This is a genomic window from Gordonia sp. LUNF6 (genome assembly GCF_047041125.1).
In the GTDB taxonomy this organism is placed as follows: Bacteria; Actinomycetota; Actinomycetes; order Mycobacteriales; family Mycobacteriaceae; genus Gordonia; species Gordonia sihwensis.
In genome coordinates, this window is the sequence record NZ_CP178181.1 from 1,622,749 (window position 1) to 1,636,519 (window position 13,771).

Annotated in this window: 13 protein-coding genes; 7 read left to right on the top strand and 6 right to left on the bottom strand. The window is 69.7% G+C overall.

Features of this window, described 5'->3' with window-relative positions; all coding sequences use genetic code 11:
• Positions 1–411, bottom strand: coding sequence for a lipopolysaccharide assembly LapA domain-containing protein (locus tag ACK8HH_RS07585; RefSeq protein WP_006897889.1), 411 nt, complete (start codon positions 409–411; stop codon positions 1–3).
• Between the two features lie 31 nt (positions 412–442).
• Here ACK8HH_RS07585 and rlmN point away from each other — a divergent pair, with 31 nt between their 5' ends.
• Positions 443–1,549 carry a 23S rRNA (adenine(2503)-C(2))-methyltransferase RlmN gene (gene rlmN, locus ACK8HH_RS07590; RefSeq protein WP_039868035.1) on the top strand — a complete coding sequence of 369 codons (1,107 nt, stop codon included), beginning with the start codon at positions 443–445 and terminating at the stop codon, positions 1,547–1,549.
• A 92-nt stretch (positions 1,550–1,641) separates the two neighbouring features.
• Here rlmN and ACK8HH_RS07595 read toward each other — a convergent pair whose 3' ends face one another.
• Positions 1,642–1,905: a DUF2631 domain-containing protein gene (locus ACK8HH_RS07595; RefSeq protein ID WP_006897887.1), complete on the bottom strand. Its 264-nt coding sequence runs from the start codon at positions 1,903–1,905 to the stop codon at positions 1,642–1,644.
• 65 nt (positions 1,906–1,970) lie between these two features.
• On the opposite strand from ACK8HH_RS07595, the gene dxr reads away from it, so the two are divergent.
• Positions 1,971–3,140 (top strand): 1-deoxy-D-xylulose-5-phosphate reductoisomerase, encoded by a 1,170-nt coding sequence (dxr, locus tag ACK8HH_RS07600; protein WP_062366805.1) that lies wholly within the window; start codon positions 1,971–1,973, stop codon positions 3,138–3,140.
• An 89-nt stretch (positions 3,141–3,229) separates the two neighbouring features.
• Positions 3,230–4,438, top strand: a complete 1,209-nt coding sequence (locus ACK8HH_RS07605) for a M50 family metallopeptidase (protein ID WP_045538417.1) — start codon at positions 3,230–3,232, stop codon at positions 4,436–4,438.
• Positions 4,439–4,488: 50 nt separating this feature from the next.
• On the opposite strand, the gene ACK8HH_RS07610 is transcribed toward ACK8HH_RS07605, so the two are convergent.
• A complete protein-coding gene (locus tag ACK8HH_RS07610) occupies positions 4,489–5,667 on the bottom strand; it encodes a lactonase family protein (protein WP_062366807.1) in 1,179 nt (392 codons plus the stop codon).
• 234 nt (positions 5,668–5,901) lie between these two features.
• Between ACK8HH_RS07610 and ispG the strand changes: the two genes are divergently transcribed.
• The 3 genes from ispG to ACK8HH_RS07625 are packed head-to-tail and all read left to right on the top strand — an operon-like array spanning position 5,902 to position 9,828.
• Positions 5,902–7,056, top strand: a complete 1,155-nt coding sequence (gene ispG, locus ACK8HH_RS07615) for a flavodoxin-dependent (E)-4-hydroxy-3-methylbut-2-enyl-diphosphate synthase (protein WP_006897883.1) — start codon at positions 5,902–5,904, stop codon at positions 7,054–7,056.
• Positions 7,057–7,111: 55 nt separating this feature from the next.
• The gene (locus tag ACK8HH_RS07620) at positions 7,112–7,948 is read left to right on the top strand and encodes a GNAT family N-acetyltransferase (protein ID WP_006897882.1); all 837 of its coding nucleotides are present in this window, start codon (positions 7,112–7,114) and stop codon (positions 7,946–7,948) included.
• Between the two features lie 35 nt (positions 7,949–7,983).
• Complete coding sequence (locus ACK8HH_RS07625) at positions 7,984–9,828, top strand: penicillin-binding transpeptidase domain-containing protein (RefSeq protein WP_082781266.1); 1,845 nt, start codon at positions 7,984–7,986, stop codon at positions 9,826–9,828.
• Between the two features lie 8 nt (positions 9,829–9,836).
• Here ACK8HH_RS07625 and ACK8HH_RS07630 read toward each other — a convergent pair whose 3' ends face one another.
• From ACK8HH_RS07630 to ACK8HH_RS07640, 3 genes are read right to left on the bottom strand one after another with little or no spacing between them, the layout of a single operon-like run.
• Entirely contained in the window at positions 9,837–10,628 is a 792-nt protein-coding gene (locus ACK8HH_RS07630) for a heme ABC transporter ATP-binding protein (RefSeq protein WP_045538423.1), read from the bottom strand.
• On the bottom strand, positions 10,622–11,779 hold the full coding sequence (locus ACK8HH_RS07635) for a FecCD family ABC transporter permease (RefSeq protein WP_412475660.1): 1,158 nt from the start codon (positions 11,777–11,779) through the stop codon (positions 10,622–10,624). The genes ACK8HH_RS07630 and ACK8HH_RS07635 overlap by 7 nt, the downstream gene beginning before the upstream one ends.
• Complete coding sequence (locus tag ACK8HH_RS07640) at positions 11,772–12,749, bottom strand: heme/hemin ABC transporter substrate-binding protein (RefSeq protein ID WP_062366809.1); 978 nt, start codon at positions 12,747–12,749, stop codon at positions 11,772–11,774. The genes ACK8HH_RS07635 and ACK8HH_RS07640 overlap by 8 nt, the downstream gene beginning before the upstream one ends.
• Positions 12,750–12,900: 151 nt before the next feature.
• On the opposite strand from ACK8HH_RS07640, the gene map reads away from it, so the two are divergent.
• Positions 12,901–13,767: a type I methionyl aminopeptidase gene (gene map / locus ACK8HH_RS07645; RefSeq protein ID WP_062366811.1), complete on the top strand. Its 867-nt coding sequence runs from the start codon at positions 12,901–12,903 to the stop codon at positions 13,765–13,767.
• Positions 13,768–13,771 lie beyond the last annotated feature (4 nt).

Here is a 13,771-nt window from a genome sequence, read left to right on the forward strand (position 1 = left end):
CTACCCGTGCTTGCGCGCCTTCTTCAGCGCCCGGTTGAGCTGGAAGATCCTCGCGCCGCCGAGCAGTGCGGTGATCAGGGCGCCCGCGATGGCGGCGATCAGCAGGCTCACGCCGAGTGGCAGGTCGGCCTTGAAGAAGATCAGGTCGATCTCCACCGAGTCGGGGTTCATGACGATGAACACGATCAACAGGATCGTGACCAGCACCCCGAGCACCCATCCGACGTACGTCGCCTGAGTACGTGTGCCGGATGCGGCGGAGGCCGCAGCGGCCACCCGTCGGCGTTCGGCTTTCACCGGATCGACGGTGCCGTACTGCTGCGACCCCTCGACCGGAGCGACCTCGTGTGGCTCCGCGCCGCCGGACGTCTCGTCGAATCGGTCCCCGTGCTTCGGATCAGGTGTGGTCATGCCTCTATCGTCGCATGAGACAATGGTCGGTGTGAGCTCTCTGCCCCTCGTTTTCGACGCACCCAAGCGCGGCCTGCCGCCGAAGCATTTCGCCGACCTCGACGAGCAGGGCCGCATCGAGGCGGCCGCCGAGCTCGGGCTGCCCAAGTTCCGGGCGAATCAGCTGGCCAAACACTATTACGGCCGGCTCACCGCCGACGTTCAGGAGATGACCGACCTGCCCGCGGGCGCACGCGAGGATGTCGCGCGCACGCTCTTCCCGACGCTCATGACACCCGTCCGGCACATCTCCTGCGACGACGACAGCACACGCAAGACGCTGTGGCGCCTGCACGACGGCACGCTGCTGGAATCGGTCCTGATGCGCTATCCCGAGCGGAATACTCTGTGCATCTCCTCACAGGCCGGGTGCGGTATGGCGTGCCCGTTCTGCGCGACCGGTCAGGGCGGACTCGACCGGAACCTGTCGACCGCCGAGATCGTCGACCAGGTCCGGGCCGCCGCCCGAGCACTGCGCGACGGTGAGGTCGGAGAGCCGGGCCGGCTGTCGAACATCGTCTTCATGGGCATGGGGGAGCCGCTCGCGAACTACCGGCGCGTGGTGGACGCGGTCCGCAAGATCACGTCCCCGGCGCCCGACGGCTTCGGCATCTCGGCGCGGTCGGTGACCGTGTCGACGGTGGGTCTCGCGCCGGCGATCCGCCGCCTGGCCGACGAGGGGCTGTCGGTGACCCTCGCGGTGTCGCTGCACACCCCCGACGACGAACTGCGCGACACCCTGGTGCCGGTCAACAACCGGTGGTCGGTCGCCGAGGTGCTCGAGGCCGCGCGCTACTACGCGGACACGACCGGCCGGCGCGTGTCGATCGAGTACGCGCTCATCCGGGATGTGAACGATCAGCCGTGGCGCGCCGACCTGCTGGGACGCAAGCTCCGGTCCGCGCTCGGTTCGCTCGTCCATGTGAATCTCATTCCGCTGAATCCGACGCCCGGATCCGAGTGGGACGCCAGCCCCAAACCGGTGGAGGCCGAGTTCGTCCGCCGGGTGCGCGAACACGGGGTGTCGTGCACGGTCCGCGACACCCGCGGGCAGGAGATCGCCGCGGCGTGCGGTCAGCTCGCCGCCGAAGAGAAGTAGGCGCGTCATACACGGACAGAGACGAGAAAGACCCGGACGACGTGGCGTCCGGGTCTTTCAGGTATTCCGGTGACTGTGCCTGCGCAGCCGGGTCAGCGCTTCCAGACGCCCTTGCGCGGAATCATCTCGTAGACGGTGTAACCGATCAGTGCCACGGCGATGACGATGAGGAAGATGTCCTCGATGTGGCCGACGTGATTACCCTTGAGCATGCCGAGCAGGATGATCGCGGTGACGAAGGAAGCGATCGCGATCGAGCGGCGGGCCACACCGTGCCAGCCGAAACGAGCCGACGGGGCGTCGGCGGGCTCGTGAACCCATCCGGTATCGATGGTTTCGACCTCAGTGCTTGCCACGTTCACTCCTTATGACGACCGGTAGTAGTCCGGCCTACAGCATAACCCGACCCGCGTGCGCGACAATGTCGGGTGTGACGACGCGTGTTTTGATTCTCGGATCCACGGGATCCATTGGCACCCAGGCCCTCGAAGTGGTCGCCGAGCATCCGGACCGGTTCCAGGTGGTCGGCCTCGGGGCGGGCGGGGGAAGCCTGGAACTGCTCCAGCGGCAGGTCGCCGAAACGGGGCTGGCGCCGCAGCGGGTGGCCGTCGCCGACGCCGACGCCGCCGTCGTGCTCGGCGACCGGCTGGGCGGCCCGGTGCTCGGCGGACCCGACGCCATGGTCCGGCTGATCGAGTCGGTGGAGGCCGACGTGATCCTCAACGGAGTGGTCGGGGCGATCGGTCTGCGCCCGAGCCTGGCCGCCCTGGAGTCGGGGGCGCGGCTCGCACTGGCGAACAAGGAGTCGCTGGTGGCCGGCGGCGCCCTGGTGCTCGACGCCGCGGCGCCGGGTCAGATCGTGCCGGTCGACTCCGAGCACTCGGCGATCGCGCAGTGCCTGCGCGGCGGCACCGCGGACGAGGTGGAGCGACTCGTCCTGACGGCGTCCGGGGGGCCGTTCCGCGGGTGGACCGCCGAGCAGGTGCGCGGTGTGACGCCCGAGCAGGCGGGCAGGCATCCCACCTGGTCGATGGGTCCGATGATCACCCTCAACTCGGCGACGCTGGTCAACAAGGCGCTCGAAGTCATCGAGGCGCACCTGCTGTTCGGCGTCGACTACGACCGCATCGACGTCACCGTTCACCCGCAGTCGATCGTGCACTCGATGGTGACCTTCGTCGACGGAGCCACCATCGCGAAGGCGTCGCCGCCGTCGATGAAGCTGCCGATCGCACTGGCCCTCGGCTGGCCCCACCGCGTCCCCGGCTCGTCGTCGGCGTGCGACTGGACCACCGCGTCCACGTGGACCTTCGAGCCGGTGGACGACGAGGTGTTCCCGGCGATCCGTCTCGCACGCAGCGCCGGAAAGGCAGGCGGCAGCCTCACGGCGGTGTACAACGCCGCCAACGAGGTGGCGGCGGAGGGATTCTTCGCCGGCGCCATCGACTTCCCGCGGATCGTCGGCGTCATCGCGGACGTGCTGGCCGACGCCGATCAGTGGTCATCGCGGCCGGGTACCCTGGACGAGGTGCTGGCCGCCGACCAGTGGGCGCGGCGGCGTGCCGCGGAGCACGTCACGGCGCGCTCGTAGTCGGGAAGAACACACTCGGCACGGACGCGGCCGGCACGAACACAGTCAAGCGGGGCCCGGTGCTCCCACGGGTCTGAGGGAGACGATCAGTGAGTCTGGTGCTCGGCGTCGCGCTCTTCGCGCTGGCACTGCTGATCTCGATCGCCTGGCACGAGCTCGGTCACATGTGGGCCGCGCAGGCGACGGGAATGAAGGTGCGCCGCTATTTCGTCGGCTTCGGTCCCACGGTGTGGTCCACCCGGCGCGGGGAGACCGAGTACGGCGTGAAAGCGGTGCCACTCGGCGGCTTCTGCGACATCGCGGGCATGACGCCCCACGAGGATCTGACCGACGAGGAACGCGAACGCGCGATGTACGCGCAGCCGACCTGGAAACGGCTCGTGGTTCTCGCCGCCGGACCCGTCCAGAACTTCATCCTCGGCTTCGCGCTCGTCGTGGTGCTGGGTCTGGGGTGGGGCCTGCCGATCATCGGCGATCAACCGGTGTACGTGAAGTCGCTGGAGTGCGTGGCCACCACCACCGATGCGCAGGGAGTGCCCGTGGCGTGCACGGGAACGGCCCCGGCTGCGGCAGCCGGACTGCAGGTCGGCGATCAGGTGCTCGCGGTGGACGGCCACACCGTCACCGACCGGTCCGACATGATCCAACGCGTCCAGCAGTCCGCCGGCACCGTCGCCCTCACGGTGGAGCGCGACGGCCACCGGATGGATCTGACGGTGCCGGTGACCCCGGTCCAGCGGATGGTGGAAGGCGACGGCGGCGCGCTGCGCCCCGCACAGGTCGGAGCCATCGGCGTGGGCCTGGACACCGCCTACGTCGAGCACTACGGCGCGGGCAGCATCTGGGGCGGCGCGCTGCGTTTCACCGGCGACATCTTCAGCGAGACCTTCAAGGCGCTGATCTCGCTGCCGTCCAAGGTCACCGGCCTGTGGCACGCGGTCACCGGCGGCGAGCGCGCCGTCGACAGTCCGGTCAGCGTGGTCGGCGCGTCGGTCCTCGGCGGACAGGCCGTGGAACACGGTTACTGGGACATGTTCTTCGGGCTGCTGCTCAGCGTGAACTTCTTCCTGGGCGCCTTCAACCTGATCCCGTTGCTCCCGCTGGACGGCGGACACATGGCGATCGCCCTCTACGAGAAGATCCGCAACACCGTGCGCCGCCGCTTCGGCAAGATCGCGGCGGGTCCGGTCGACTACTACCGGCTGCTGCCGATCACCTACGCGGTGGTGGCCGTGATGGGCGGGTTCATGATCCTCACCGTGACAGCCGACATCGTCAACCCGATCAAGGTGTTCTGACGCCGTCACCGCCAGGCGCCCCGAGCGCGTCCGGGCCGGGGCGCCCGCCGTCACGCCGAGGGACGGATGGTGAAGGCGGTGTCGCCGTCGGTGAACACCAGGCCGGTGTCGGCGGAGGTGCCGGACTTCGCCAGACGGCCGCCGGACAGGCGGCGGTAGGCGCTCACGTGCGAGGTGAGCCCGGTCAGCGAGGCGACGTCGATGACGTAGAGCCACTTCTGGTCCTGGCTGAGGACCACTCGGGCCGGCGGGCTGGTGAGCCCGGTCGGCGTCGACGCGACCGTGTTGAGCGTCCCGTTCCGGCCGATCCGGAACGAGGCCACATTCATGCCCATCGTCATCGGCGCGTAGGCGTACCTGCTGTCGGAGGTCACCGCCATGCCGTGCGGCACGAGCCCGACGAACGGGGCGCCGATGGGCGTCAGCGTGCCGTTCCGGTTGATGCGCCAGCCGTTGATGTTGTGCGACTGCTCGTTGCCGATGTACAGGTATTTGCCGTCGGGCGTGACCTGGCCGAGTGCGGGCATCAGCCCCGCGGCCTGAGTGGTCCCGATGTGGGTGAGCTTGCCCGAGTCGCTGAACGAGTACGCGTCCATGGTGCAGGCCACGAAGCTCGGCACGTAGACGTGCTTGCCGTCCGGTGTGAAGAGCGGATGGCCCAGGGCGCTGACGGGGTTCGGCTGATCGGTCCGGCTGACGGGCGTCAACCCGCCGGTGCTCGAGACCCGGTAGGTCACCAGGGTGGTGCGCACCGAGCCAACGGTCGCGACCAGGTAGCGGCCGTCGGGACTGAAGCCGAGGCCGGTGACGGGACCGCCGGCGTCGGTGATGCCGCCGCCCGCCAACGGGACCAGCCGGCCTGCGGAGGTGAGGTGCCACGCCTGGATGTTCGACGAGGCCACCCCGGCGCTGTAGACCCACTTCCCGTTGGGATGCGGCCGGAGGGAGAGGGAGAACGAGGTCTTCGTCGGAGCGGTGCTCACCTTCGTCAGCCGCGGCCCCTGGGCCTTCAGGACGGTGACGCCGGGCGTGCCGCTCGCGCCGACGACCAGATACTCCGGACTGCCCGACGACGCGGGATCGGCACCCGCTGCCGGCGTCGTCGCCGACTGGGCGGTCATCGCCAGTGCGAGGGCGCCGGCGACGAGCGCCGCCTGTCGGCCGGCGTTCTTCGCGGAGGTGCGGTGCGGGGGCGTCGGGATGGTGATTCTCGGGGTGGTGGTCGTCATGGGCGGTTCCGTTCGGCAGAGGTGGCGGACAGGGACGGGTGATTCGGACGTGCGGACAGGGGCGCAGACAGTGATCTGCAGCACTGATGCTGCCGTGTCCGCAGGCCGCTGAACTGTCCAAATCCCTGGACATCGGCCCGGTCGACGCGGTGCGCACGGTGGCGCCGGGGTCGGTAGACTCGAGGGGTGACCGCGCCGGCGCGCCCGCCGATCACGGTGCCAAGGAGAGGAAACATGACTCAATCGATCGGTCTCGGGATTCCCGCCGGACCGCCGCCGGTGCTCGCTCCCAGACGCAAGACGCGGCAGATCCACGTCGGCGACGTCGGCGTCGGCAGCGACTTCCCGATCTCCGTGCAGTCCATGTGCACCACCAAGACACACGATGTGAACGCCACGCTGCAGCAGATCGCGCAGCTCACCGCCTCCGGATGCGACATGGTCCGGGTGGCGTGCCCCCGCCAGGAGGACGCGGACGCGTTGCCGGTGATCGCGCGCAAGTCGCAGATCCCGGTGATCGCCGACATCCATTTCCAGCCGAAGTACATCTTCGCCGCGATCGACGCCGGCTGCGCCGCCGTGCGCGTCAATCCGGGGAACATCAAGGAGTTCGACGGCCGCGTCAAGGAGGTCGCCAAGGCGGCAGGCGACGCGGGCATCCCGATCCGGATCGGCGTCAACGCCGGATCCCTCGACAAGCGACTGCTGGAGAAGTACGGGAAGGCGACGCCGGAGGCTCTGGTGGAGTCGGCCCTGTGGGAGGCGAGCCTGTTCGAGGAGCACGGTTTCGGCGACATCAAGATCTCTGTGAAGCACAACGACCCGGTGGTGATGGTCGAGGCCTACCGTCAGCTGGCCGCGCAGTGCGACTACCCGCTGCACCTCGGCGTCACCGAGGCCGGACCGGCGTTCCAGGGCACCATCAAGTCGGCCGTGGCCTTCGGTGCGCTGCTGAGCGAGGGCATCGGCGACACGATCCGCGTCTCACTGTCGGCGCCTCCGGCCGAGGAGATCAAGGTCGGCGACGCGATCCTGCAGTCACTGAACCTGCGCCCGCGGAAGCTGGAGATCGTCTCGTGCCCGTCGTGTGGCCGCGCGCAGGTCGACGTCTACAAACTGGCCGACGAGGTCAGCGCCGGACTGGAGGGCATGGAGATCCCGCTCCGCGTGGCCGTGATGGGCTGCGTGGTGAACGGGCCGGGCGAGGCCCGCGAAGCCGACCTCGGCGTCGCGTCGGGTAACGGCAAGGGCCAGATCTTCGTCAAGGGCGAGGTCATCAAGACCGTTCCCGAGGCACAGATCGTCGAGACTCTGATCACCGAAGCGCTGCGTATCGCCGAGGAGTCGGGGGAGACTGGAAGCGGCGCCCCGGTCGTGACCGTGACGTAGCGATCCGCTGTCACGTCGGGATGCTGCTGAACTGAAGTGAGCAGGGAGGTGGGCCGTGCTGGGGATCCTCGGTGACCGGCCGCTCGGCGCCAAAGACGCCGACGCGGTGGCCCGCGCACTCGACCTCGACCCGGTGGCGTCGTGCATGGTCGCGGCACGGGTGGAGGCGTACGGGCTCTCGCCCCGCTTCCTCGGAGGCGAGATGTGGACCGCCTCGCAGCCGAGCGAGTCACTCGCCTTCTCGGGTGCGAATCTGATGCCGCTGATCGGCGGCGCGACCGATCTCGACGTCTTCGCCGACCGCGCACTGGCGTCGCCGCGTCTGTGCTCGTCGGTGGTGGGATCGGCCGACCTGGTGCTCGGACTGTGGGACCGCGTCGCGGCGGCATGGGGTCCCCCGCGGGAGATCCGCGACGACCAGCCGCTGCTCGCGCTCACGGGCTACCCCGAGATCGCGCCCGATCCGCAGGTCCGCCTGGTGACGATGGCCGATCTGGACGCTTACTTCCCGGCGGCCGTCGAGATGTTCATCGGCGAGGTCGGCGTCGATCCGCGGGCCGGGGACGAGGGCAGGTCGTACCGGAGGCGGCTCGCGGCGCTGATCTCGGCGCGGCGCGTATTCGCCCGATTCGACGGAGACCGCGTGGTGTTCAAGGCCGAGATCGGTTCCATGTCCCGCAAGGTGGGCCAGATCCAGGGCGTCTGGGTGGATCCTGACTGGCGCGGCAGGGGATACGGCGTGGTGGGCACCGCGGCGGTGGCCGCGGCGATCGCCCGCCAGGGCCGGATCGCGAGCCTGTATGTGAACAGCTTCAACGCCGCCGCCCGGCACACCTACGAACGGGTCGGATTCCAGCAGGTCGGCACCTTCGCGACCGTCCTGGTCGACTGACGGCCGCCGCCCGCTCGTCCTCTATGATCGGGCCGATGCCCAGTACACTCCGAGCGCGCGTGCGTCGCTCTCATCGCAGCCGGTCGACGGTGCCGTGCCTCGTCGTGGTGCTGGCGCTGCTGGCGACTCTGACGGCGTGTGCGACGCAGGACGACGGTCCCCGGTCGGCTGTTCAGACCTTCCTCGACCGGTTCGCCGACCGCGACTTCTCCGGCGCGGGGGCGGTCACCACCGATCCGGACCGGGCTCGCGATCAACTCGCGCAGACGTGGACCGGACTGGCGGCGGACTCGATGTCGGCGACCGCCGGGCGGGTACGGATCGATCAGGACGTCGCGGACGTGCCCGTCACCTACACCTGGACCCTGGCCGGCGACAGATCGTGGGAGTACTCGGCGACCATCGCGCTCGGCCGCGGCGACACCGGCTGGTCGGTGCGGTGGAAGTCGTCGGCGATCCATCCCAAGCTCGGCGCCGACCAGCGGCTGGCGATGTCGCAGACCAGTCCGCCGCGGGCGGCCGTCAACGAGTCCGACGGTTCGGAGGTGATGGTCGACGGCACCGTGGTCGGGGTGTCGTTCGACGCCGCGAAGGCCGCGGCCGGGGGAAGCGTCAGCGATTCGGCGCACCGTCTGGTGGACGTCCTGGGTCCCCTGATCCCCGGACTCGACCCGCAGGCGATCGCCGAGAAGTCGACGGCGCGGAGCGATCCGCTGCCGATCGGCCGGATCCAGACCGCGGACTTCGACCGGCTGCGCGACCGGCTGGCCGTGCCCGGAATCGTGACCGAGGACCAGGCCGTTCTGGTTCCGCGGGACCCCGGATTCGCACCGTCGGTGCTCGCGAAGGTCAAGGACGAGGTCTCCGGCGGCCTCACCGGGGCCAGCGGGTGGCGGGTCTCGGTGCTCAACCCCAACGGACTGGTCGCCGACGTGGTCGCCGACGAGTCGGGCACGCCCGCGCCCGCGGTCCTGCTTACCCTGTCGCGGTCGGTGCAGGACGCGGCGCAGCGCGCGGTGAACGCCGTCCAGGGGAAGCAGGCGATGCTCGTGGCGTTGCAGGCGTCGACCGGCAAGATCCTCGCGATCGCCCAGAACCGCGATGCCGATCGTGACGGCCTCATCGCCACCTCCGGTCTGTACCCGCCGGGTTCGACCTTCAAGATGGTCACCTCCGCGGCGGCCTTCCACGACAAGATGACCGATCCCGACGCGATCGTGCCGTGTCCCGGCGAGATCCACATCGGTGAGCGTTCCATCCCGAACTACGACGGCTTCTCGCTCGGGGCGGTGCCGCTGCGCTCCGCCTTCGCCCACTCCTGCAACACCACCTTCGCCGACCTGGCCAGCCGGATGGGGCCCACCGATCTCACCCACGCGGCCGCCGCGATGGGGCTGGGAGAGGTGTACCGGGTGCCCGGTCTGGACGTGAAGTCCGGCTCGGTGCCCGTCGAACCCGGGCTGGTGGCCCGCAGCGAAGACGGTTTCGGACAGGGCCGGGTGCTGGCGAGCCCGCTCGGCATGGCGCTCGTGGCCGCGGCCGCGGCCACCGGCAGGGCTCAGGTCCCGCAGCTCATCGACGGACGCGAGACGACGGTGACCGGCCCGCAGGCCGCGCTGTCGGACGAGGTGTACCAGCGGCTGCGGCCGATGATGCGCGCGGTGGTCACCGAGGGAACGGCGACCTCGATCGCCGGATCGGGCGAGGTGTACGGCAAGACGGGCGAGGCGGAGGTCGCGGGCGGATCGCACGCGTGGTTCGCGGGCTATCGCGGCGACATCGCGTTCGCGACTCTCATCGTGCTCGGCGGCGACTCCACCAATTCGGTGAATGTGACGCGCGACTTCCTCGACGCGATCCCCGCGGGCTACCGGCCGTAGCCTGCGGTTCACCGCGCGGGTGTGATGATCCGTTCGCCGGTGTCGGGGTGGTCCCAGATCAGGACCGGATGATCGTAGGTCTCCGACAGCAGGTCGGCGGTCATCACCTCGTCGACGGCGCCGGTCGCGAGCAGCCGTCCGGCCTTCATCACGGCGACGCGGTCGGCGTAGGCGGCCGCGAGCGTCAGATCGTGCACCACGAGGATCACCGTGGCGCCCGCCGCCGCACGGCGCGACAGGATCGTCAGGACCTGTTCGGTGTGCCCGATGTCGAGTGCGGCGGTCGGCTCGTCGAGCAGCAGGACCGGTGTGTCCTGCGCCAGCGCACGGGCCAGCGAGACCCGTGCCTGCTGCCCGCCGGAGAGCTGCGGGAACGGCCGATTCAGTAGATCTTCCAGCCCGCATTCGGCGATCGCGGCGTCGATCAGTTCCTCCGACTGCACCGCCTGCGGGGTGCGGGTCCACGGGAATCGGCCCATCTCGACCACTTCGCGCACCGTGAACGGTGTGTCGGCTCGGTTCTGCTGCGTCACGAGCGCGCGGGCGCGGGCGAGAGTGAGCGAGTCGGCCCGGTGGACGTCGATGTCGCCGATGCGCACGGTCCCGGACTCCGGTGCGCGGACTCCGGAGACCGCGGACAGCAGGGTGGACTTCCCGCATCCGTTCGGGCCCACGAGGGCCAGGATCTCGCCGGGGTGCGCGGCCAGGTCGACGCCGTGGACGATCTCCCGGCGGCCGATCCGGACGGTGACGTCCTCGGCGACGACTCCGCCGTGCACGGCGGTCTGCCCGGTCACCATCGTGCCGCCGCATTCCGCCGGCGCAGCAGGAGGAAGAACACCGGGCCGCCGATCAGCGAGGTGAGCATGCCGAGCGGCAGTTCGCCGCCGGTGAGTGTGCGCGCGGCGAGGTCGGCGGCGGCGATCACCAGTGCGCCGCCCAGTGCGCTCGCCGGAAGCAGCAGCGCGTGCCGCGGGCCCACCAGCAGGCGCATCACGTGCGGGACGATCAGGCCGACGAACATGATGATTCCGGTGAACGCGACGCCCGCCGCGGTGAGCATCGCGACCAGGACGATCACCTGGCGTCGCACGGCCTCCACGTTGACGCCGAGGGCGGCGGCCTGCACGTCGCCGAGGGCGAGCAGGTCGAGCTTCTTGACCAGCACCATTCCGCCCGCGAGGCCGGCGAGGGCGAGCGGTGCGACGATCTTCACCTGCGTCCACGAGACGTTGCCCGCCAGCGAACCGAGTTGCCAGAAGACGATCTGCTCGCGGGCTGCGGTGGAGGCGACGTAGGTCAGATAGGCGATGATCCCGAGCGCGAAGGCATTGACGGCGATACCCGTCAGGACCAGCATGATCGTCGACGACGCACCGTCACGGATGCTCAAGACGTAGACGCCGGCCGTGGTGAGGAGCCCGAAGAGCGCGGCGGCGCCGGCGACGGCCCAGCCGTTGGTTCCGGTGCCGCCGATCACGATCATCAGGCAGGCGCCGACCGCGGCTCCGGACGAGACGCCGATGATGCCCGGCTCGGCGAGGGGATTGGCGAGCACTCCCTGCAGCAGGCAGCCCGCCGTGCCGAGAGCGAGCCCGACCAGCAGCCCGAGCAGGATCCGCGGGAACCTCGAGACCCACAGCGCGTTCTCGCCCTGCGGATGCGTGGGCAGGGGACCGATGTCGAGGTGCCAGTGGTGCGCGATGGAGCCGAGCACCTCCAGAGGCGGAATGTGTACCTGTCCGGTGCCCGCGGAGACGACGACCACCACGCCGAGCAGGACGAGCGTCGCCGCCATCACCCACAGTGCGCGGCCGCGGAAGACCGACAGCGCGGCCGTCAGCCGATACCGCAACCCGGGAGCGCTGCCGGACCGCGGGTCCCGTGGTGCAGTGTTCCCGTGTCCGGTGTCACTGTGCCGCGGCTCGGCGCGGTCGGCGAGATCAGACATAGATCGCCTTCGCCAGCGCGCTGAGGACCAGACCGGTGTCGGGACCGAACATGAGGATCTGCGTCTCGTCCATCTCGACGATGCGCCGGTTGCGCCCGGCGGAGGTGTCGGCCACGGCCGGCAGCTGAAGGACCTTGTCGAGGCCGCCGACCGAGTCGGCGCCCTGGGTCATCACGAGCAGTACGTCGGGATCGGCCCGGATCATCGATTCGGCGCTGACTTGCGTGAACGGCGCGGTCAGGCCTGCCTTGGTGCCGGCGTCGCGACCGCCGAGCGCTTCGATGAGATCGTCCGCACCGGAACCCGGACCCGCGAGCAGGATCAGATGTTCGCCGCGGATGTACAGAAAGCCGATGGTCGGATCGCCGGTCGGGCGAGGGAGGAGGGCGCGGGCGTCGGCGATCTGCTTCTCGGTGCGCGCCACCAGTTTCTCGCCCTGCGCGGGTACGCCGAGCGCGGCGGCCACATCGCGGATGAGCGCGGGGCTGCCGGCCACCGACCGCTGGCCGGTGAAGACCGACACCGGGATGCCCGCGGCACGGATCTGGTCGACCGCACCCGCGGGGGTGGCGTCGTCGGTGACCAGGACGATGGACGGATTCTGCGCGAGGACGCGTTCGGGGTTGATCGCGTGGCCGGTCTCGGTCACGTACGGCAGCCGCGAGGCCGACGGAAAGGTGGTGGAACGGTCGCGGCCCACGACGTGCGTGCCCAGGCCGAGCGAGAAGACGATGTCGCCCAGCGTGCCGTTCCGATCGAGCGCGATGATCCGGTCGGCGCGGGGGCCCGGCACCACGGCGGAGTCGACCGGGACGACGTCGGCGTCCGGGAGCGCCGCGGTGGCGGGGCCGGAGCGCAGTGTCGCGCTGGTCGCGGTGGCGGTCGCGCCGGTGTCGATGGGCTCGGTGGTGCATCCGGATACGAACAGTCCGACGACCAGCAGCAGGGCCCAGACAGGGGCGATCGACATCGCGGACCGGGTAGGAGCCGTCACCTGAATCCGCCTTGTCATGCTCACAGTTCTGTTAGGCACACCTTACTGGTTGGTACCTCCTCGACGCACATCGGTGCGATTCCGGCCGAGCGGTGTCCGCGGCGGAGGCGTCCGTAGAATTTCCGTCATGACAGTTCGCGCACCACTGGTTCCCGGCGTCGTGGCTCCGACGCTGCCCGTCCCCGACTCGATCGAACGTCCCGAGTACGCGTGGAAGGACTCGGTGAACGAGGGCCACGAACCGTGGGTGCAGACCCCGGAGACGATCGAGAAGATGCGCGTGGCGGGCAGGATCGCGGCCAACGCCCTGGCCGAGGCGGGTCGGGCCGTCGCTCCGGGAGTCACGACAGCCGAACTCGACCGGATCGCCCACGAGTACATGATCGATCACGGCGCCTACCCGTCGACGCTGGGCTACAAGGGATTCCCGAAGTCCTGCTGCACCTCGCTGAACGAGGTGATCTGTCACGGCATCCCCGATTCGACGGTGATCGAGGACGGCGACATCGTCAACATCGATGTGACGGCCTACATCGACGGTGTGCACGGCGACACGAATGCGACGTTCCTCGCCGGCGACGTCTCACCGGAGGCGCGGGATCTGGTGGAGCGGACCAGGATCGCGACCGAGCGCGCGATCAAGGCCGTCAAACCCGGTCGCGCGCTCAACGTGGTGGGCCGGGTGATCGAGGCGTACGCGAACCGCTTCGGGTACTCGGTGGTGCGCGACTTCACCGGCCACGGGATCGGTGAGACCTTTCACAACGGTCTGGTGGTGCTGCACTACGACCAGCCGAGCGTCGACACCGTCCTGGAACCGGGGATGGTCTTCACCATCGAGCCGATGATCAATCTGGGCGGCCTCGACTGGGAGATGTGGGACGACGGCTGGACCGTGGTGACCGCCGACCGCAGGTGGACCGCGCAGTTCGAGCACACCCTCGTCGTCACCGACACCGGTGCCGAGATCCTGACGCTGCCCGACGAGAGCTGACTTC